The sequence below is a fragment of the Marivivens aquimaris genome, from assembly GCF_015220045.1.
Classification (GTDB): domain Bacteria; phylum Pseudomonadota; class Alphaproteobacteria; order Rhodobacterales; family Rhodobacteraceae; genus Marivivens; species Marivivens aquimaris.
The window spans coordinates 1,230,684-1,245,577 of record NZ_JADBGB010000001.1 but is presented as its reverse complement, the minus strand read 5'-3'; the positions used below and the strand labels follow the sequence as shown (position 1 = coordinate 1,245,577).

Here is a 14,894-nt window from a genome sequence, read left to right as displayed (position 1 = left end):
GCGGGCCTTTTTATTGATATGACACCAGCCGCTCGTTACGCCGCCGCCATCACGATCCTCGACGAAATCCTTGGCGGCGACGCTGCCGAGCCCGCGCTGCTGCGCTGGTCGCGCAATTCGCGCTTTGCCGGATCGAAGGACCGCGCCGCCGTGCGCGACATCGTCTTCGACGGCCTGCGCCGCAAGATGAGCGCCGCTGCGGTTGGTGGCTCGCTGTCCGGTCGCGGCATCGTCCTGGGCCTGCTGCGTCAGGACGGAGCGGACCCGAACGAGGTGTTCACCGGCATCGGCCACGCCCCTGTTCCGCTGGCCGAAAGCGAGCAGACGGCTGGAGTTGCTGATGGTCCTGATGCCGTCGACTGGCCCGCATGGCTCTGGCCCATGCTGGAGGACGATTGGGGCGATAAGGCTACCGAGGTGGCGGGCGTTCAGCGTGACCGCGCACCTGTGTTTATCCGCACCAACACCGACATGGTGACCCCTCAGGCGCTGAAGAACATCTTGGCGAGCCAAGGCATCGGCGCAGAGCTGCATTCCTCCGTTAGCACCACGCTGGAAGTTACTGAAAACCCGCGTAAACTGAACAATTCCGAAGCCTTCGCTGACGGTCTGTTCGAACCGCAAGACGCGGCCTCTCAGGCCGCTGTTCTGCAGCTTCCGATCAACGCAGGCGACACCGTTCTGGACTATTGCGCTGGAGGCGGCGGCAAGTCCCTCGCGCTCGCCGCGCGCGGTGCGAAAGTCACCGCCCACGACATCGACGAACGCCGCATGAAGGACATTCCAGTGCGGGCCGACCGCGCGGGCGTGAAGATCGACGTTGCGCCGATGCTCGGCAATCAGACCTTCGATCTGGTGTTCTGCGACGCCCCATGCTCGGGCAGTGGCACGTGGCGACGCACGCCGGATGCCAAATGGCGTTTGACTGACGAACGGCTCGCCGATCTGACCCGCATTCAAGCGTCCGTCCTGCGCAAAGCCGCGCCGTTCGTCAAAGCGGGCGGCACGCTGGCCTACGCGACGTGCTCCGTCCTGACCTGCGAAAACCGCGCCGTTGTGGACGCTTTCTGCGAGGCCGAAGGCTGGGAAATGACCGACGAAATGTCGCTGGTCCCCTCCGCCGACTGGGACGGTTTCTACCTCTCGGTGCTACGTAAACTACCCTAAGTAGTTGCTTTGGCCGTTTTCTCCCGCCACTCTTAACCCGTCGTTAACGATTGCGCGGTTTAAGGGGAGAAAACGACGGAGCCCGAGATGGAGCAGCAGAACACGCGCGCGGATTTACTGACGCTGATCGGTATCCTAATCTTTGCCGCTGCCGGACTGACCGTGTTCCTCCTGTCGCCGTCGCTCGATTACCGCGTCGGCAGCGCGCTCGTCGCGTGCATCATGAGCCTTTCTGGTTCGTTCTACGCGCTGGTTCTGCTGGCGCAGCGGCAGCGACGGCGCTGGAAAATCGACGGGCTGCGGACATTTGTCGAGGCAAGCGGGACGCACTCATTGCTCGACAGCAACGGGCGAATTATCAGCGCAGACAACGGGTTACAGGGTGTTCTCGATGCCACTTTCGCAGATCCCGCCAATTTTGTCCGCCGTCTGCAAAGTCAGCTTAATGCGAACGGCATGACCCATGAAACCGAGCGTCTCCGGTTCGACGTCAACCCAGCCGGTTTCGACCTTTTCATTTGGCAAGTATCCGAACTTGCGCCCAAATCCACGCCGTTGGAGCCCGTCGCCGAGCCGGAATCGAAATGGAGCTCCATAGAGGATCTGCCCGTCCCGCTGCTGCGCATCGCCAAATCGGGTCATGTAACCAACGGCAACCGCGAGGCGCGGCAACTTCTCGGCCAGACATTTGCGAATCCGGTGAAACTGTCGGATCTGCTTGAGGGACTTGGCCGCCCTGTGACCGATTGGATCGAAGACATCGCCTCCGGGCGGAGTGGGAGCAGCCGTGAATTCCTACGCGGCACCGGCGACCGTCAGGACTTTTTCGTGCAGGTCGCATTGCACCGCATGGGCACCGGCGCTGAGACGCACCTCGTCGCAGTTCTGCACGATATGACCGAATTCAAAGCCCTCGAAGCGCAGTTCGTGCAGAGCCAGAAGATGCAAGCTATCGGTCAGTTGGCTGGCGGCGTGGCGCATGATTTCAATAACTTGCTGACCGCTATTAAAGGACATTGCGAATTGCTGCGGCTGGCTGAACATATTGATGGTCAGGAGGACCTTTCGCAGATCGAGCAAAACGTGGACCGCGCCGCCGCCTTGGTCCGGCAGCTGTTGGCGTTCTCTCGCAAGCAGAACCTCGAACTTGAGGTGATCGACGCAAATGCCGCGATGGCTGATCTGACGCAATTGCTCGACCGTCTCGTGGGTGAAAAGGTGCAGGTCCATTGCCGCTCGGTCGAGGCGCCGTTTGCGTTCCGTGCGGACAAACGGCAGCTCGAGCAGGTCATTGTGAACCTCGTCGTAAACGCCCGCGACGCGATGCCCGATGGCGGGCGGATCGCGATCGAAACCACGAACGTCACCCTGAACCGGACGCAGGTCAGGGATCGTGCGACTTTGCAGGCTGGTGACTACCTCCAAATCAAAGTGTCCGACCAAGGCACTGGTATTTCGCCCGAAAAACTGCGTAAAATTTTCGAACCGTTTTACACGACGAAGAAAGTTGGAGAGGGCACCGGCCTCGGCCTTTCGACCGCTTATGGCATCGTGAAACAATCCGGCGGGTTTATATTTGTGGATAGCGAACTGGGGCGAGGCACAACGTTCTCGCTCTATTTCCCGCGCTATGATGACGGCACCCCACAGGTCGTGGCCGAGCAGGCGGCTCCGCAAATTGCCAGCGCCGCCAAGGTGCTACTGGTGGAGGATGAGGCGCCGGTGCGGGCGTTCGCGACGCGGGCGCTGAGCCTAAAGGGCTATGAGGTAGTCGAGGCGGACAGCGGCGCCGCGGCTCTCGAACAACTGCAACAACACAACGACATTGAGCTGATCGTGACGGACGTCATGATGCCTGGCCTCGATGGTCCAACATGGGTGCGAGAGGCGCGCAAAACACACCCCGCGATGCGCGTGATTTTCATGTCGGGCTATGCGGAGGAAACCTTTGCCGAGCACCGTGCGGAGCTCGACAACACGGCGTTTCTGCCCAAACCGTTCTCGCTGGCGGAGCTGACGGAGGCGGTTCAGTCGGCCTTGTCGGTGATGGGCTGCGTGGCAGAGGCGCAAAGGTGCGCGGCGCAACCGGTCAATGCGGCGTAGTCGTCCTCGACCACTGTAACCGAGAAGTTCTTCATGAAGCCTGCAAAGCGGCCCTTGTCGCGGAACGCGTCGCCGAAGCCGTATTCATTGAGGTAGGGCGCCATCGCGCGGGCCACGCCGCCGACAAGGTAGACGCCGCCGAACGGTAGCTGGATCAGCGACAGGTTGCCCGCAACGGTGCCGAGCATACGGACGAAGACCTTTACGGCCTCGACCGCGCGCTCGTCGGAGCCGTCAGCGACCGCGGCCATGATATCGGCTGCGCTCTTCTGGCGGGGATCGTTTTCTTCTTCGCCGAGGAAGGCGTAAACGTGGGTCAGGCCGCGGCCCGAGAGTACGTCTTCGACCGACGGGAAGCCGTGCGCGGTCGACACGTACTCGCAAAGGCGGAGTTCTTTTTCGGTGCGGATTGGCAGGTTGCCGTGGCCCGACTCCGACGGCGGGACCAGACGGCCGACCTCGGTTTCGAACACAGGCGCGCAGTTAAAGCCGGTGCCTACGCCGATCACCATCTTGGCGGCATGATCGTGGGCCTCGGGGCCGTCCAGAACTTCGCGCAGGTTTTCGGAGGCGATATGACCGATCGCGTGACCCTGCGCCTGAAGGTCGTTCAGGATCGCAACGCGCTCGGCGTTGGTCGAACGGGTCAGGGTGTTCTTGTCGATAGTCCAGTCGAGGTTCGTCATCGTTGCGCGGCCATCACGTACGGGGCCGGCGACGGCAACACAGGTCGCGGCAGGATCAACGCCGCATTCTTCGTCGATGTACTTGCGCAGGATGGTCTCAAGACCGGGATGGTCGGCATTGCTGTAGCGCTTGATCGAGTCCTGCAGGATCGTCCGACCGTCGGCGAGGGCCACGCGGGTATTGGTTCCGCCGATATCGGCCACGAGCGACAAAGTGTTGGCAGGATATTTCATAATGGCTCCGACAATACCGTTTGGCGTAGTTAAAACGTTTTAGATCGTGTGATGCAAGCTTTAGCGAGGGGCAGGGCCGGTGGATTGGCCCACCATCAACTCCGCCTCCAGCAGCAACGTGGGACTGGATTCGATTTCGCCGTTAATACAGCGGATCAGCATATCGGACACCCGTTTTCCTGCCTCGCGCACCGAAGAGCGGGTGGCGGTGAAAATCGGGACGTCGTCGCCGTTGGGCAGGTATGACAGCATGTCGTCGTGGGTGACGATCGACACGTCCTTGCCCATTTGCAGGCCAAGATCGCCCAGAGCGCGGCGCACACCGATGGCACAAATCATCGAAGACACGATGAACGCGGTGGGTGCATTTTCCGCGGCGAGGATCTCGCGGGCGGCGCGGTAGCCGTAGTTTTCGGTCATCTCGGCGGAGCGCATGATGGAGGTGTCTATCTTCATCCCGCGCTTGGTCATCGCGGTCTCGTAGCCTGTGCGGCGGCGGCTCGCGAAGTCCATATTCTCCAGACCGTTGATAAGTGCGATCCTTGTGTGGCCAAGGTCGAGCAGGAAGTCCGTCGCCCGCTCAAAGGCGCGCTTGTTGTTCACGTCGACCCAAGAATAGCGCTGGTTCGATCCCGAGGACCGCCCGTGGACCACGAACGGCAGGCCGATTTCGTTCAGCAGCGCGATACGGGGATCATTGAGGGTAGGGCCGTGGACCACAACGCCGTCGACGTTGCCGCGTGATTTGATCTGGCGGTAGGCCTCGTCCTCTTTGTTATCTTCAACCACGGTCAGGACCATTTCGTAGCCCTGCTTGACGTAGGTCTCTCCTGCACCAGCTATGAAGTCACCGAAGATCGGGTTGACCATCTCGTGTTTGGTGGAGATCGGAATGACGTGTCCGATGGCCATCGCGCGGCCGGTCGCAAGGCTCTTGGCGCGGTGATTGGGCCGGTAGTTATGCCGCTCTGCAGCGAGCCGCACGCGCTCGCGGGTTTCCTCGGAGACCTCCGGATAGCCGTTTAGCGCCCGACTCACAGTGGTCTGGCTCAGGCCCAGAATGCCTGCCAACTCCTTGAGGTTCATAGGGTCTCCTCCAAAGCGCTTTTAGCGCCGCTTTGGAACATAGCTCTGCGGCTGGGTGCCGTCAAACATATGTAAAGCATCAATAAATGCTGCATCCGCATAGGTCGTGGGCCCAAATTTCTGTGATTGACAGCCCCCAGTGTTTCAAATCAAAGTGCGGAACATCAAAGCGCTTTGGAAATGATTCCGAGGCGCTTCGTTCAAGAGTGCGCCTCTTGGCGCGTATGGGAGGGAAACCATGAAAAAACATTTCTACGCTGGCGTAGGTCTGCTCGCTCTGACCACCGGTATGGCTCAGGCGCAGGACCTGGCATTCCCGATGGGCGAAGGCGACTTCCACTGGGACAGCTACAACGCGTTCGCTGAATCGCACGATCTGTCGGGCGAAACGCTGACTATCTTTGGTCCGTGGCGCGGTGAGGACCAGACCCAGGTCGAGAACATGCTCGCCTACTTCGAAGAAGCGACCGGCGTCGATGTCGTGTACAGCTCCTCGGAAAGCTATGAGCAGCAGATCGTCATCGACCTCGAAGGCGGCAGCCCCGCCAACATCTCCATCCTGCCGCAGCCGGGCCTGATCGCGAACCTCGTGTCGCAAGGCTTCGTCTCGCCGCTGCCGGAAGGCACCGCAGAGTGGATGAGCGAAAACTACGCCGCTGGCGACAGCTGGGTGAGCCTCGGCTCCTATGCTGGTCCGGACGGTGAAGAAGGCTTCTACGCATTCCCGTACAAAGCCGACGTAAAGTCGCTCGTCTGGTACTCGCCGGAGAACTTCGAAGACGCAGGTTACGAAGTTCCGGAAACCATGGAAGAACTGAAGGCGCTGACCGAAGAAATCGCAGCCAACGGCGAAACCCCGTGGTGTATCGGTCTGGGTTCGGGCGGTGCGACCGGCTGGCCGGCAACCGACTGGGTTGAAGACATGATGCTGCGCACTGCAACTCCGGAGCAGTACGACCAGTGGGTCAACCACGAGATCGGCTTTGACGATCCGGCCGTTGTTGCCGCCATCGAAGAATTCGGCTGGTTCGCACGCAACGACGCTTACGTTGCTGGCGGCGCTGGCGCTGTAGCCACCACCGACTTCCGCGACTCGCCGAAGGGCCTCTTCTCGAGCCCGCCGCAGTGCTACATGCACCGTCAGGCTTCGTTCATCCCGGCCTTTTTCCCGGAAGGTACCGTCGTAGGTGAAGACGCAGACTTCTTCTACTTCCCGGCTTACGAAGGCAAAGACCTCGGCACTCCGGTTCTCGGCGCTGGTACCCTTGCGTTCATCACCAAGGAAAGCGACGCAGCGACTGCCTTCATCGAGTGGCTGGAACAGCCGATCGCTCACGAACTGTGGATGGCTCAGAAGGGCTTCCTCACCCCGCATAACGGCGTGAACACCGACCTGTTCTCGGACCCGACCCTCGGCAAGATGAACGACATCCTGCTCGACGCATCGACCTTCCGTTTCGACGGTTCGGACCTGATGCCGGGCGCAGTTGGTGCAGGTTCGTTCTGGACCGGCATGGTCGACTACACCGGCGGCAAGTCGGCTGAAGAAGTCGCAGCCGAGATCGACTCGTCCTGGCCTGCAAACTAATCGTCGCTGTCGATTGAGAGACTTGGCAATCCGGGCCCTTTGGTCCGGATTGTCGCCTTAAGGGGTATTGTCGAAGGGGAGAGGCGATGAATCCCGCCATTCAGGGTCTGATGACCATCGTGTTCGGTGTAGGTGGGTGTCTGGCCTACTTTTTCCTGTCGAACGTTGTTCTTGATACATTCATTTTTCCGGCCAAGGGAAAGAACGCAGGGCGCAATATCAACCGCGCCAATATGGTTCGTCCGTGGCTGTTCCTGTTTCCGGCGCTGCTCGTGCTGGGACTTTATCTGGCCTATCCGGTGTTCGAGACGCTGCGCCTGTCGCTCAGTGCGCGCCTGCCGGGTGGTGGCTACGAATTCGTCGGGCTGGACAACTACCGCCAGCTTCTGAACGAAAGCAAATTCTGGGAAGCGCTGCGCAACAACTTCCTGTGGCTCGCCGTTGTGCCTGCCGCATCGACCGCAATCGGCCTTCTTGTCGCGCAGCTGACCGACCGCATTTCGTGGGGCTCGGCGGCCAAGTCGCTGATCTTCATGCCGATGGCGATCTCGTTCGTTGGTGCGTCGGTGATCTTCAAACTGATCTACGACACCCGTCCTTCGGGGCTCGAGCAGATCGGCATCCTCAACGCCATCTGGCTCCAGTTTGACGGCGGCATCTGGTCGACCATCACGCTCAAGGTCGTGCCCGCGATCATCATCGTCGCCTTCGGCATCGTCTGCGTGTGGATCGCGTGGCTGCTGGTGCGTCCGATGATCCAGAAGGGCAGCCGCCCCGAAGGTCCGTTCATCAAGGTCGTCCGCGTGATCCTCGCCGTGCTGGCGCTGCTGCTGGCGGTCTCGTCAGTCACCGGCCTGATCAGCCTGCTGTCGGCAACGATGGCCTACGGTCAGCCGCAGACGTGGCTCACGGTTCCGTTCTACAACAACTTCTTCCTGATGGTCGTGCTGATCTGGATCCAGACCGGTTTCGCGATGGTGATCCTCTCGGCAGCGCTACGCGGTATCCCCGAGGAAACCGTCGAGGCGGCCATCGTCGATGGCGCGGGTCCGTTCCAGATCTTCTTCAAGATCAAGGTTCCTCAGATCATGGGCACCATCGTCGTGGTCTGGACGACCATCACGATCACCGTGCTCAAGGTCTTCGACATCGTGTTCGCCATGACCAACGGTCAGTGGGAAACGCAGGTTCTTGCTAACTACATGTACGACAAACTGTTCCGTGCCTTCGACTGGGGCGTCGGTTCCGCAGCGGCGATGGTCATCATGCTGCTCGTGACCCCGATCCTCGTCTGGAACGTCTACAACGCCCGTAAGGAGATGCGCTGATGGATAACATCGCCGGTTCCAAGTCCTCGCTGACGTGGGCAGTCCATATCTCGACCCTTCTGCTGGTAATCCTCTGGGTGTTCCCGACCGTGGGTCTGTTTGTGTCCTCGTTCCGCACGGGCGACCAGATCGCGACCTCAGGCTGGTGGAAAGCCATGCTGCCGAGCGAGCAGGTCATCACGCTGCGTACCGCAAGCCCTGATGAGGCGATGCAGCAGGTCGATGGCGTCTATGTCGTCGAAGGCAACCTGTTCACCGAGCAAGAGCCGCTCGACATCGGTGCTTTCGGCACCTCCTCGCGTGACCCCGAAGCTGCCGAACCCGGTCAGACCTTTGACATGGGCGACGGTGAGACCATGACCGTTCAGCCGAACGGCGACTACCGCTGGACCTCGACCGAGGAAATGTCGGGCCGTGGTCAGCGTGTGTTCGTCACCGCCGAAATCCCGCCCGAATTCACGCTCGCCAACTACGACACCGTTCTGGGGCAGGGCGTTCTGCAATCACTGATTACCTTCGCCGCCGGTTCCATTGTCGTTGGCTTCGCAGCGTTCTGGATCGCGCGCCAGATCGGTTTTGCCGGTCCCAAAGGCGTCGGCTTCATCGTCGGCATCATCGCCTTCGCGCTGCTGACGTGGATTTACGGCATCGGTACGGGCATCCGCACCGGATCGGGCAGCGATGACATGGGCAAGGCGTTCTTTGCCACGCTCACCGTCACCGTTCCCGCGACCATCATCCCGATCGTCGTGGCGGCCTTCGCGGCTTATGCGCTGGCGTGGATGGACTTCCCTGGCCGTGCGCTGTTGATCGCGGCCATCGTCGGCCTCTTGGTCGTGCCGCTACAACTCGCGCTCATTCCGCTGCTGCGTTTCCACCTGAATGTCGGTATCGGCAAAGGCTACCTCGGCGTCTGGCTCGCACACACGGGCTTTGGTATGCCGCTGGCGATCTATCTGCTGCGCAACTACATGGCCGGCCTGCCGCGTGACATCATCGAAAACGCAAAGGTCGACGGCGCGACGGACTTCCAGATCTTCACCAAGATCATCCTGCCGCTGTCGTTCCCCGCGCTGGCTTCGTTCGCGATCTTCCAGTTCCTGTGGACGTGGAACGACCTTCTTGTGGCCAAAGTGTTCCTGATCGACCCGACGCAGGGCACCACGGTGATGACCGACCAGATCGTTCAGCTCATGGGCTCGCGCGGCGGTCAGTGGGAAATTCTTGCGACGGCGGCCTTCGTGTCGATTGCCGTACCGCTCGTCGTCTTCTTCTCTATGCAAAAATATCTCGTGCGGGGCCTACTCGCCGGGTCTGTGAAATAAGGAAACCTCCAGATGAGCGAAGCTCCGATCCTGTCAAACGTAGAAGACAAGGACTGGTGGCGCGGTGCCGTGATCTATCAGATCTACCCGCGCAGCTATCAGGATAGTAACGGCGATGGCGTCGGCGACCTTTGCGGTATCGTCGAGCGTATGCCCCATATCGCGTCGATGGGTGTCGACGCGATTTGGATCAGCCCGTTCTTTACCTCGCCGATGAAGGACTTCGGTTACGACGTCTCGGACTACTGTGACGTCGATCCGATGTTCGGCTCGCTGGCCGATTTCGACGCTGTGGTCGAAACCGCGCACAGCCACGGCATCCGCGTGATGATCGACCTTGTGCTGTCGCACACCTCGGACCAGCATCCGTGGTTCAAGGAAAGCCGTTCGAGCCGCGATAACGACAAATCCGACTGGTACGTCTGGTCGGAGCCCGCGCCGGACGGCACCCCGCCGAACAACTGGCTGTCGATCTTCGGCGGTTCGGGCTGGCAGTGGGATGCGCGCCGCGAGCAGTATTTCATGCACAACTTCCTCACCTCGCAGCCCGACCTGAACTTCCACAATCCGGACGTTCAGAATGCGCTGCTGGACGTGGCAAAGTTCTGGCTGAACCGCGGGGTCGATGGCTTCCGCCTCGATACCATCAACTTCTACATGCACGACGAACAGCTTCGCGATAACCCGCCGCTGCCGAAGGAAGAGCGCAACGCGGATACCGCGCCTGCGGTCAACCCGTACAACCACCAGCGCCACATCTACGACAAGAACCACCCCGACAACGTCAAGTTCCTCGAACGCCTCCGCGCGGTGATGGAGCCCTTCGGCGCTGCCGCTGTGGGCGAGGTCGGTGACAGCCAGCGCGGTCTGGAAATCCTCGGCGAGTACACTTCCGGCGATAACCGGATGCAGATGTGCTACGCGTTCGAATTCCTGGCGCCGGAACGCCCGCACGCGGGCCGCATCGTCGAAGTGCTGAACAACCTCGACGCCGCTGCCCCCGAAGGCTGGGCGTGCTGGGCGTTCTCGAACCACGACGTCGTCCGCCACATCACCCGCTGGGACCTGTCGCCCTCGGGCATCCGCGCCTACACCACGCTGCTGGCGACCCTGCGCGGCTCGATCTGCATCTATCAGGGTGAAGAACTCGGCCTGCCCGAAGCGGAGATCGCGTTCGAAGACCTGCAAGACCCTTACGGCATCGAATTCTGGCCCGAGTTCAAGGGCCGCGACGGTTGCCGCACGCCGATGGTCTGGGACTCGACCCACCAGAACGGCGCATTCTCGGATTCGAAACCGTGGCTGCCCGTTCCGTCAGAGCATTATCACCTCGCCGTCGAGGCCGAGGAGACCGATCCGGCGGCGCTGCTGCACCATTACCGCCGTGCGCTGCGTTTCCGTCAGGATCATCCGATGCTCAAGCGCGGCACACATTCGTCGCTCGGCACTGCCGGCGATGTCATCCATTTCATGCGTTCGCTGAACGGCGAGCATATGTTCGTGGCGATCAACCTGAGTGACACGCCGTCCGATCTGAACCTGCCCGCAGGGGACTGGGAGCTGGTCGGTCAGGAACTGGGCGGGGCACATGCCTCGGCGGACGGCAAGCTGCACCTCGGGCCTTGGCAGCCTTATTTTGCGATTAAACGGGATTAACGGGGAGGGGCGTTATGGCCGATTTGAAACTGACGGACGTCGCCAAAACATATGGCGGCAGCGTCGAGGTTCTGAAGAATATCGATCTGGATATCCAGCAGGGCGAACTCATCGTCTTTGTGGGTCCGTCGGGCTGCGGTAAGTCGACCCTGCTGCGTATGATCGCCGGTCTGGAAAAGATCAGCTCTGGCACGCTGGAGATCGACGGCGAAGTCGTGAATGACGTGCCGCCCGCGCAGCGCGGCATCGCGATGGTGTTCCAGTCCTACGCGCTTTATCCGCACATGACCGTGCGCGAGAACATGGCGTTTGCGCTGAAGATCGCAAAGAAGTCGCAGTCGGAAATCGACGCCGCCATCGACAAGGCCGCGAAGATCCTCCAGCTGGAGCCTTATCTGGACCGTTTGCCCAAGGCGCTTTCGGGTGGTCAGCGCCAGCGTGTCGCGATTGGTCGTTCGATCGTGCGCGACCCGAAGGTCTATCTGTTCGACGAACCGCTCTCGAACCTCGACGCGGCGCTGCGTGTGGCGACCCGTATCGAGATCGCGCAGCTGAAGGAAGCGATGCCTGAATCGACAATGATCTACGTCACGCACGATCAGGTCGAAGCCATGACCCTTGCGTCCCGTATCGTCGTTCTGGCGAACAAGGGCATCGCGCAGGTCGGCACGCCGCTGGAACTGTACGAGCGTCCCGAAAACGAGTTCGTCGCGCAGTTCATCGGCTCTCCGTCAATGAACCTGCTGCCGGGCGAGATCGTCGGCACCGGAGCCCAGACCACCGTGCGACTGGCTACCGGAGAAACCGCGATGTCCGCCGTTCCGACCACGGATGCGGATATGGGCATGAATGTGAACATCGGCGTGCGTCCGGAGGACATGGTACTGGCCGAGACCAACGCATGCTACAATGGCAAGGTCGCGATCACCGAGGCACTGGGCGAAGTCACGCTGCTGTATTTCGAAGCGGAAGCGGGCGTCGATCCGGTTATCGCCAAGCTGCCTGGTATCCACCGCGACATGCGCGGCAAGACCGTGTCGCTGGCTTGCGATCCGGCGAAGGTACAGATTTTCCACGAAGGCAAATCGCTCTACTACCGCTGATTTCGGTACGGGATGGACAAAGAGAAACGGGCCCTCACGGGCCCGTTTTTGTTAGGGGGCGCTGCCCCCGCGGCTTTGCCGCTCCCCCGGGATATTTGCAGCACAAAGGCGGGGGAGCGTGGTCTCGTATCAGCGGCGACGGCCACCGCGGCGACGGCCTGCGCCACCTTCGGTCTGCTCGCTCGGCGGCTTGTTGAAGTTGATCCAGTCCGAACCGTGCGGGTCGTTGTTGGTCAGCAGGTTGGCAGCGCGGATCGCTTCCATTTCTTTACCCGGACGCGATTTGGTCGAGCCGAGGCCGGTGATGTTGCAGAAGGTTTCGAGGTCGATGTCGTCCGGAACGATGATACCGGCAGCGGCGAGTTCGGCCTTCTTTTCCTCGATCTTCTTGAGGCTGACGGGCAGGGCGCAGGGGTTCATGATCGCGGAGGTCATGCCCGCACCCATCGCCATCGGGAGGAAGGCGTTGTTGATGCCGTGGCGGTTCGGAAGACCGAAGGAGACGTTCGAGGCGCCGCAGGTGGTGTTCACGCCAAGCTCTTCGCGCAGGCGGCGGACGAGGGTGAACACCTGCTGGCCAGCCGTCGCCATCGCGCCGATCGGCATGACGAGCGGGTCGACGACGATGTCATGGGCCGGAATGCCGAAGTCGGCAGCGCGTTCCACGATCTTCTTGGCGACGGCGAAGCGGACGTCCGGATCTTCGGAGATGCCGGTGTCGTCGTTCGAGATCGCGACGACCGGAACGTTGTACTTCTTGACCAGCGGCAGAACGAATTCGAGGCGCTCTTCCTCACCGGTGACCGAGTTCAGCAGCGGGCGGCCCTTGGCGACCTGAAGTCCGGCTTCGAGAGCGGCAGGCACCGAGCTGTCGATGCAGATCGGGGTATCGGTGAGGCCCTGAACCAGTTCGATCATCTTGACCATGAGCGGCGGCTCGGTCTCGTTCGGGTTCGGGTTCGAGTTGTAGACAACACCCGCGTTGATATCGAGGATGTTGGCGCCGGCGGCGACCTGAGCCAGCGCGTCGCTTTCGACGGTGGAGAAGTCACCGGCTTCGAGCTCGGCAGCCAGCTTCTTGCGGCCGGTCGGGTTGATGCGTTCGCCAATGACGCAGAACGGCTGGTCAAAGCCGAGAATGGCAGTTTTGGTCGCGGATTCGACGATAGTGCGCGTCATAGGTAGTCCTCAGAGTTGGGCGGTGGCAGCGGGAACAGTCGAAGCGCCGCCGTTTTCGATGGCCCAGTTGGCGTTGGCCTTGATCCCGCCGAGCGGGAAGAAGTGCACCTGGGTGATGTTGAAGTCGGGGTTCGCGGCCTTGTGGGCAGCCAGTTCGTTCAGGAACTCGTTCGGCTCATAGGGCAGCAACAGTTTGGTGACGTCGAGGGCACGCTTTTGCAGGACCTTGAGCGAAGCGCCGACGCCGCAGGCCATCGAGAACTTGATCAGGGTCTGGAGCTTGGCCGGACCTGCAACGCCGATGTGGATCGGCAGGTCGACGCCGTTTGCCTTGAGCGCATTGGCCCATTCGATGACCGGACCGGCCTCGAAACAGAACTGGGTCGCCAGCGCCATTTCGGCGTCGGTGGTTTCCGAGAACTTCTGCTTCCAACGCAGCGCGTCCGAGACGTTCTTGTCCGAACCGTCGGGGTCGATGTCCTTGTTGCCTTCGGGGTGACCGGCGACGTGGAGGCGCTTGAAGCCTGCCTTGTCGAAGATGCCGGTTTCCAGAAGCTGCATCGAGGAATGGAATTCGCCGTGCGGTTGGCTGACGCCGCCAGCAAGGATCAGGCCCTGATTAACGCCAGCGTCGCCAGCATAGCGGTTGACCCACTCTTCGAGGGTGTTGGCGTCCTTGATGATGCGGGCAGGGAAGTGCGGCATCGGATCGAAGCCCTCGTCGCGCAGACGGGCAGCAGTGGCCACCATGTCCTCGATCGGGGTGCCTTCGATGTGGGCGATGTAAACGCGGGTGCCGGCGGGCAGCAGATCGCGGAAGTTTTCAACCTTCTCTGCGGTGCGCGGCATGACCTCGATCGAGTAACCCTTCAGGAAGTCCTCGAGAGCGGCGTTGTTGATGTTGTCAGCCGGAGCGGCTTTTTTCTTGAACGAAAGCAGGGCCATGAGTTTGTCCTTTATCATCGCGGGCGCCGGTTTACGCGCGGCCCAGGTTTTCGATCAGCGCCTTGAGGCGCTCTTGGTCGTATTCGGTATCGAGGCGCTTTGCTTCGGCCTCGGCAACTTCGGCGTCATCGCCCTCGACAGAGTAGGGTTCGCCCTTGCGCCATTCCGACAGGTATTCGTCGGTGCCAGCCATATCGGCTTTCATCGCGGCGCGGTCGATGCCCTGCTCGAAACGTTCGGGCAGCTGCACCTTATGGCCGCGGCGGCCTTTGCCGACGATGACCTGCGCCGGAATATCACGCCAGTAAACAATGGTGACGTCGGGCATTTGATTCCTCACTCCAAGTTATGCCCCTTGTACGTCAGCCAAATTCCGACACGTGGTCGGATTTCGACATTGCACAGAGTAGGTGCGACAGCCTTGACCTGACGTTTCCGCGAACGCCCTTGCGCGGCCAAGGTGTGCGCCGTACATTGGGGGTAACTTGATATGG

Annotated in this window: 12 protein-coding genes; 7 read left to right on the top strand and 5 right to left on the bottom strand. The window is 61.1% G+C overall.

Annotation, left to right across the window (positions count from 1 at the left end; genetic code table 11):
• Positions 1–18: 18 nt before the first annotated feature.
• The gene (locus tag IF204_RS06205; protein ID WP_194095486.1) at positions 19–1,167 is read left to right on the top strand and encodes an RsmB/NOP family class I SAM-dependent RNA methyltransferase; all 1,149 of its coding nucleotides are present in this window, start codon (positions 19–21) and stop codon (positions 1,165–1,167) included.
• 87 nt (positions 1,168–1,254) lie between these two features.
• On the top strand, positions 1,255–3,270 hold the full coding sequence (locus tag IF204_RS06200; protein ID WP_194095485.1) for an ATP-binding protein: 2,016 nt from the start codon (positions 1,255–1,257) through the stop codon (positions 3,268–3,270).
• Here IF204_RS06200 and IF204_RS06195 read toward each other — a convergent pair.
• Positions 3,195–4,190 (bottom strand): glucokinase, encoded by a 996-nt coding sequence (locus IF204_RS06195; RefSeq protein WP_194095484.1) that lies wholly within the window; start codon positions 4,188–4,190, stop codon positions 3,195–3,197. The genes IF204_RS06200 and IF204_RS06195 overlap by 76 nt on opposite strands.
• A 60-nt stretch (positions 4,191–4,250) precedes the next feature.
• Positions 4,251–5,276: a LacI family DNA-binding transcriptional regulator gene (locus tag IF204_RS06190; RefSeq protein WP_194095483.1), complete on the bottom strand. Its 1,026-nt coding sequence runs from the start codon at positions 5,274–5,276 to the stop codon at positions 4,251–4,253.
• 238 nt (positions 5,277–5,514) lie between these two features.
• Between IF204_RS06190 and IF204_RS06185 the strand changes: the two genes are divergently transcribed.
• The 5 genes from IF204_RS06185 to IF204_RS06165 all read left to right on the top strand — a co-directional run bounded on the left by IF204_RS06185 (position 5,515) and on the right by IF204_RS06165 (position 12,276).
• A complete protein-coding gene (locus IF204_RS06185; RefSeq protein WP_194095482.1) occupies positions 5,515–6,864 on the top strand; it encodes an ABC transporter substrate-binding protein in 1,350 nt (449 codons plus the stop codon).
• Positions 6,865–6,950: 86 nt separating this feature from the next.
• A complete protein-coding gene (locus IF204_RS06180; RefSeq protein ID WP_194095481.1) occupies positions 6,951–8,192 on the top strand; it encodes a carbohydrate ABC transporter permease in 1,242 nt (413 codons plus the stop codon).
• Positions 8,192–9,517, top strand: a complete 1,326-nt coding sequence (locus IF204_RS20075) for a carbohydrate ABC transporter permease (RefSeq protein ID WP_228069087.1) — start codon at positions 8,192–8,194, stop codon at positions 9,515–9,517. Before IF204_RS06180 ends, IF204_RS20075 begins: the two co-directional genes overlap by 1 nt.
• 12 nt (positions 9,518–9,529) lie before the next feature.
• Positions 9,530–11,173: an alpha-glucosidase gene (locus IF204_RS06170; RefSeq protein ID WP_194095480.1), complete on the top strand. Its 1,644-nt coding sequence runs from the start codon at positions 9,530–9,532 to the stop codon at positions 11,171–11,173.
• Positions 11,174–11,187: 14 nt separating this feature from the next.
• Positions 11,188–12,276: an ABC transporter ATP-binding protein gene (locus IF204_RS06165; protein ID WP_194095479.1), complete on the top strand. Its 1,089-nt coding sequence runs from the start codon at positions 11,188–11,190 to the stop codon at positions 12,274–12,276.
• 129 nt (positions 12,277–12,405) lie between these two features.
• Here the strand turns inward: IF204_RS06165 and IF204_RS06160 are convergent, their stop codons facing one another.
• The 3 genes from IF204_RS06160 to IF204_RS06150 are packed head-to-tail and all read right to left on the bottom strand — an operon-like array spanning position 12,406 to position 14,728.
• On the bottom strand, positions 12,406–13,455 hold the full coding sequence (locus IF204_RS06160) for a methyltetrahydrofolate cobalamin methyltransferase (protein ID WP_194095477.1): 1,050 nt from the start codon (positions 13,453–13,455) through the stop codon (positions 12,406–12,408).
• Between the two features lie 9 nt (positions 13,456–13,464).
• Entirely contained in the window at positions 13,465–14,400 is a 936-nt protein-coding gene (locus IF204_RS06155; protein WP_167638264.1) for a methylenetetrahydrofolate reductase, read from the bottom strand.
• A gap of 31 nt (positions 14,401–14,431) precedes the next feature.
• Positions 14,432–14,728 carry a virulence factor gene (locus IF204_RS06150; protein WP_167638265.1) on the bottom strand — a complete coding sequence of 99 codons (297 nt, stop codon included), beginning with the start codon at positions 14,726–14,728 and terminating at the stop codon, positions 14,432–14,434.
• Positions 14,729–14,894: the final 166 nt, after the last annotated feature.

Bases quoted from the DNA above. Each gene is read 5' to 3' on its own strand.
- IF204_RS06195 (WP_194095484.1), bottom strand. From the start codon at position 4,190: ATGAAATATCCTGCCAACACTTTGTCGCTCGTGGCCGATATCGGCGGA.
- IF204_RS20075 (WP_228069087.1), top strand. From the start codon at position 8,192: ATGGATAACATCGCCGGTTCCAAGTCCTCGCTGACGTGGGCAGTCCAT.
- IF204_RS06165 (WP_194095479.1), top strand. From the start codon at position 11,188: ATGGCCGATTTGAAACTGACGGACGTCGCCAAAACATATGGCGGCAGC.
- IF204_RS06190 (WP_194095483.1), bottom strand. From the start codon at position 5,276: ATGAACCTCAAGGAGTTGGCAGGCATTCTGGGCCTGAGCCAGACCACT.
- IF204_RS06205 (WP_194095486.1), top strand. From the start codon at position 19: ATGACACCAGCCGCTCGTTACGCCGCCGCCATCACGATCCTCGACGAA.
- IF204_RS06200 (WP_194095485.1), top strand. From the start codon at position 1,255: ATGGAGCAGCAGAACACGCGCGCGGATTTACTGACGCTGATCGGTATC.
- IF204_RS06180 (WP_194095481.1), top strand. From the start codon at position 6,951: ATGAATCCCGCCATTCAGGGTCTGATGACCATCGTGTTCGGTGTAGGT.
- IF204_RS06160 (WP_194095477.1), bottom strand. From the start codon at position 13,455: ATGACGCGCACTATCGTCGAATCCGCGACCAAAACTGCCATTCTCGGC.
- IF204_RS06170 (WP_194095480.1), top strand. From the start codon at position 9,530: ATGAGCGAAGCTCCGATCCTGTCAAACGTAGAAGACAAGGACTGGTGG.
- IF204_RS06155 (WP_167638264.1), bottom strand. From the start codon at position 14,400: ATGGCCCTGCTTTCGTTCAAGAAAAAAGCCGCTCCGGCTGACAACATC.
- IF204_RS06185 (WP_194095482.1), top strand. From the start codon at position 5,515: ATGAAAAAACATTTCTACGCTGGCGTAGGTCTGCTCGCTCTGACCACC.
- IF204_RS06150 (WP_167638265.1), bottom strand. From the start codon at position 14,728: ATGCCCGACGTCACCATTGTTTACTGGCGTGATATTCCGGCGCAGGTC.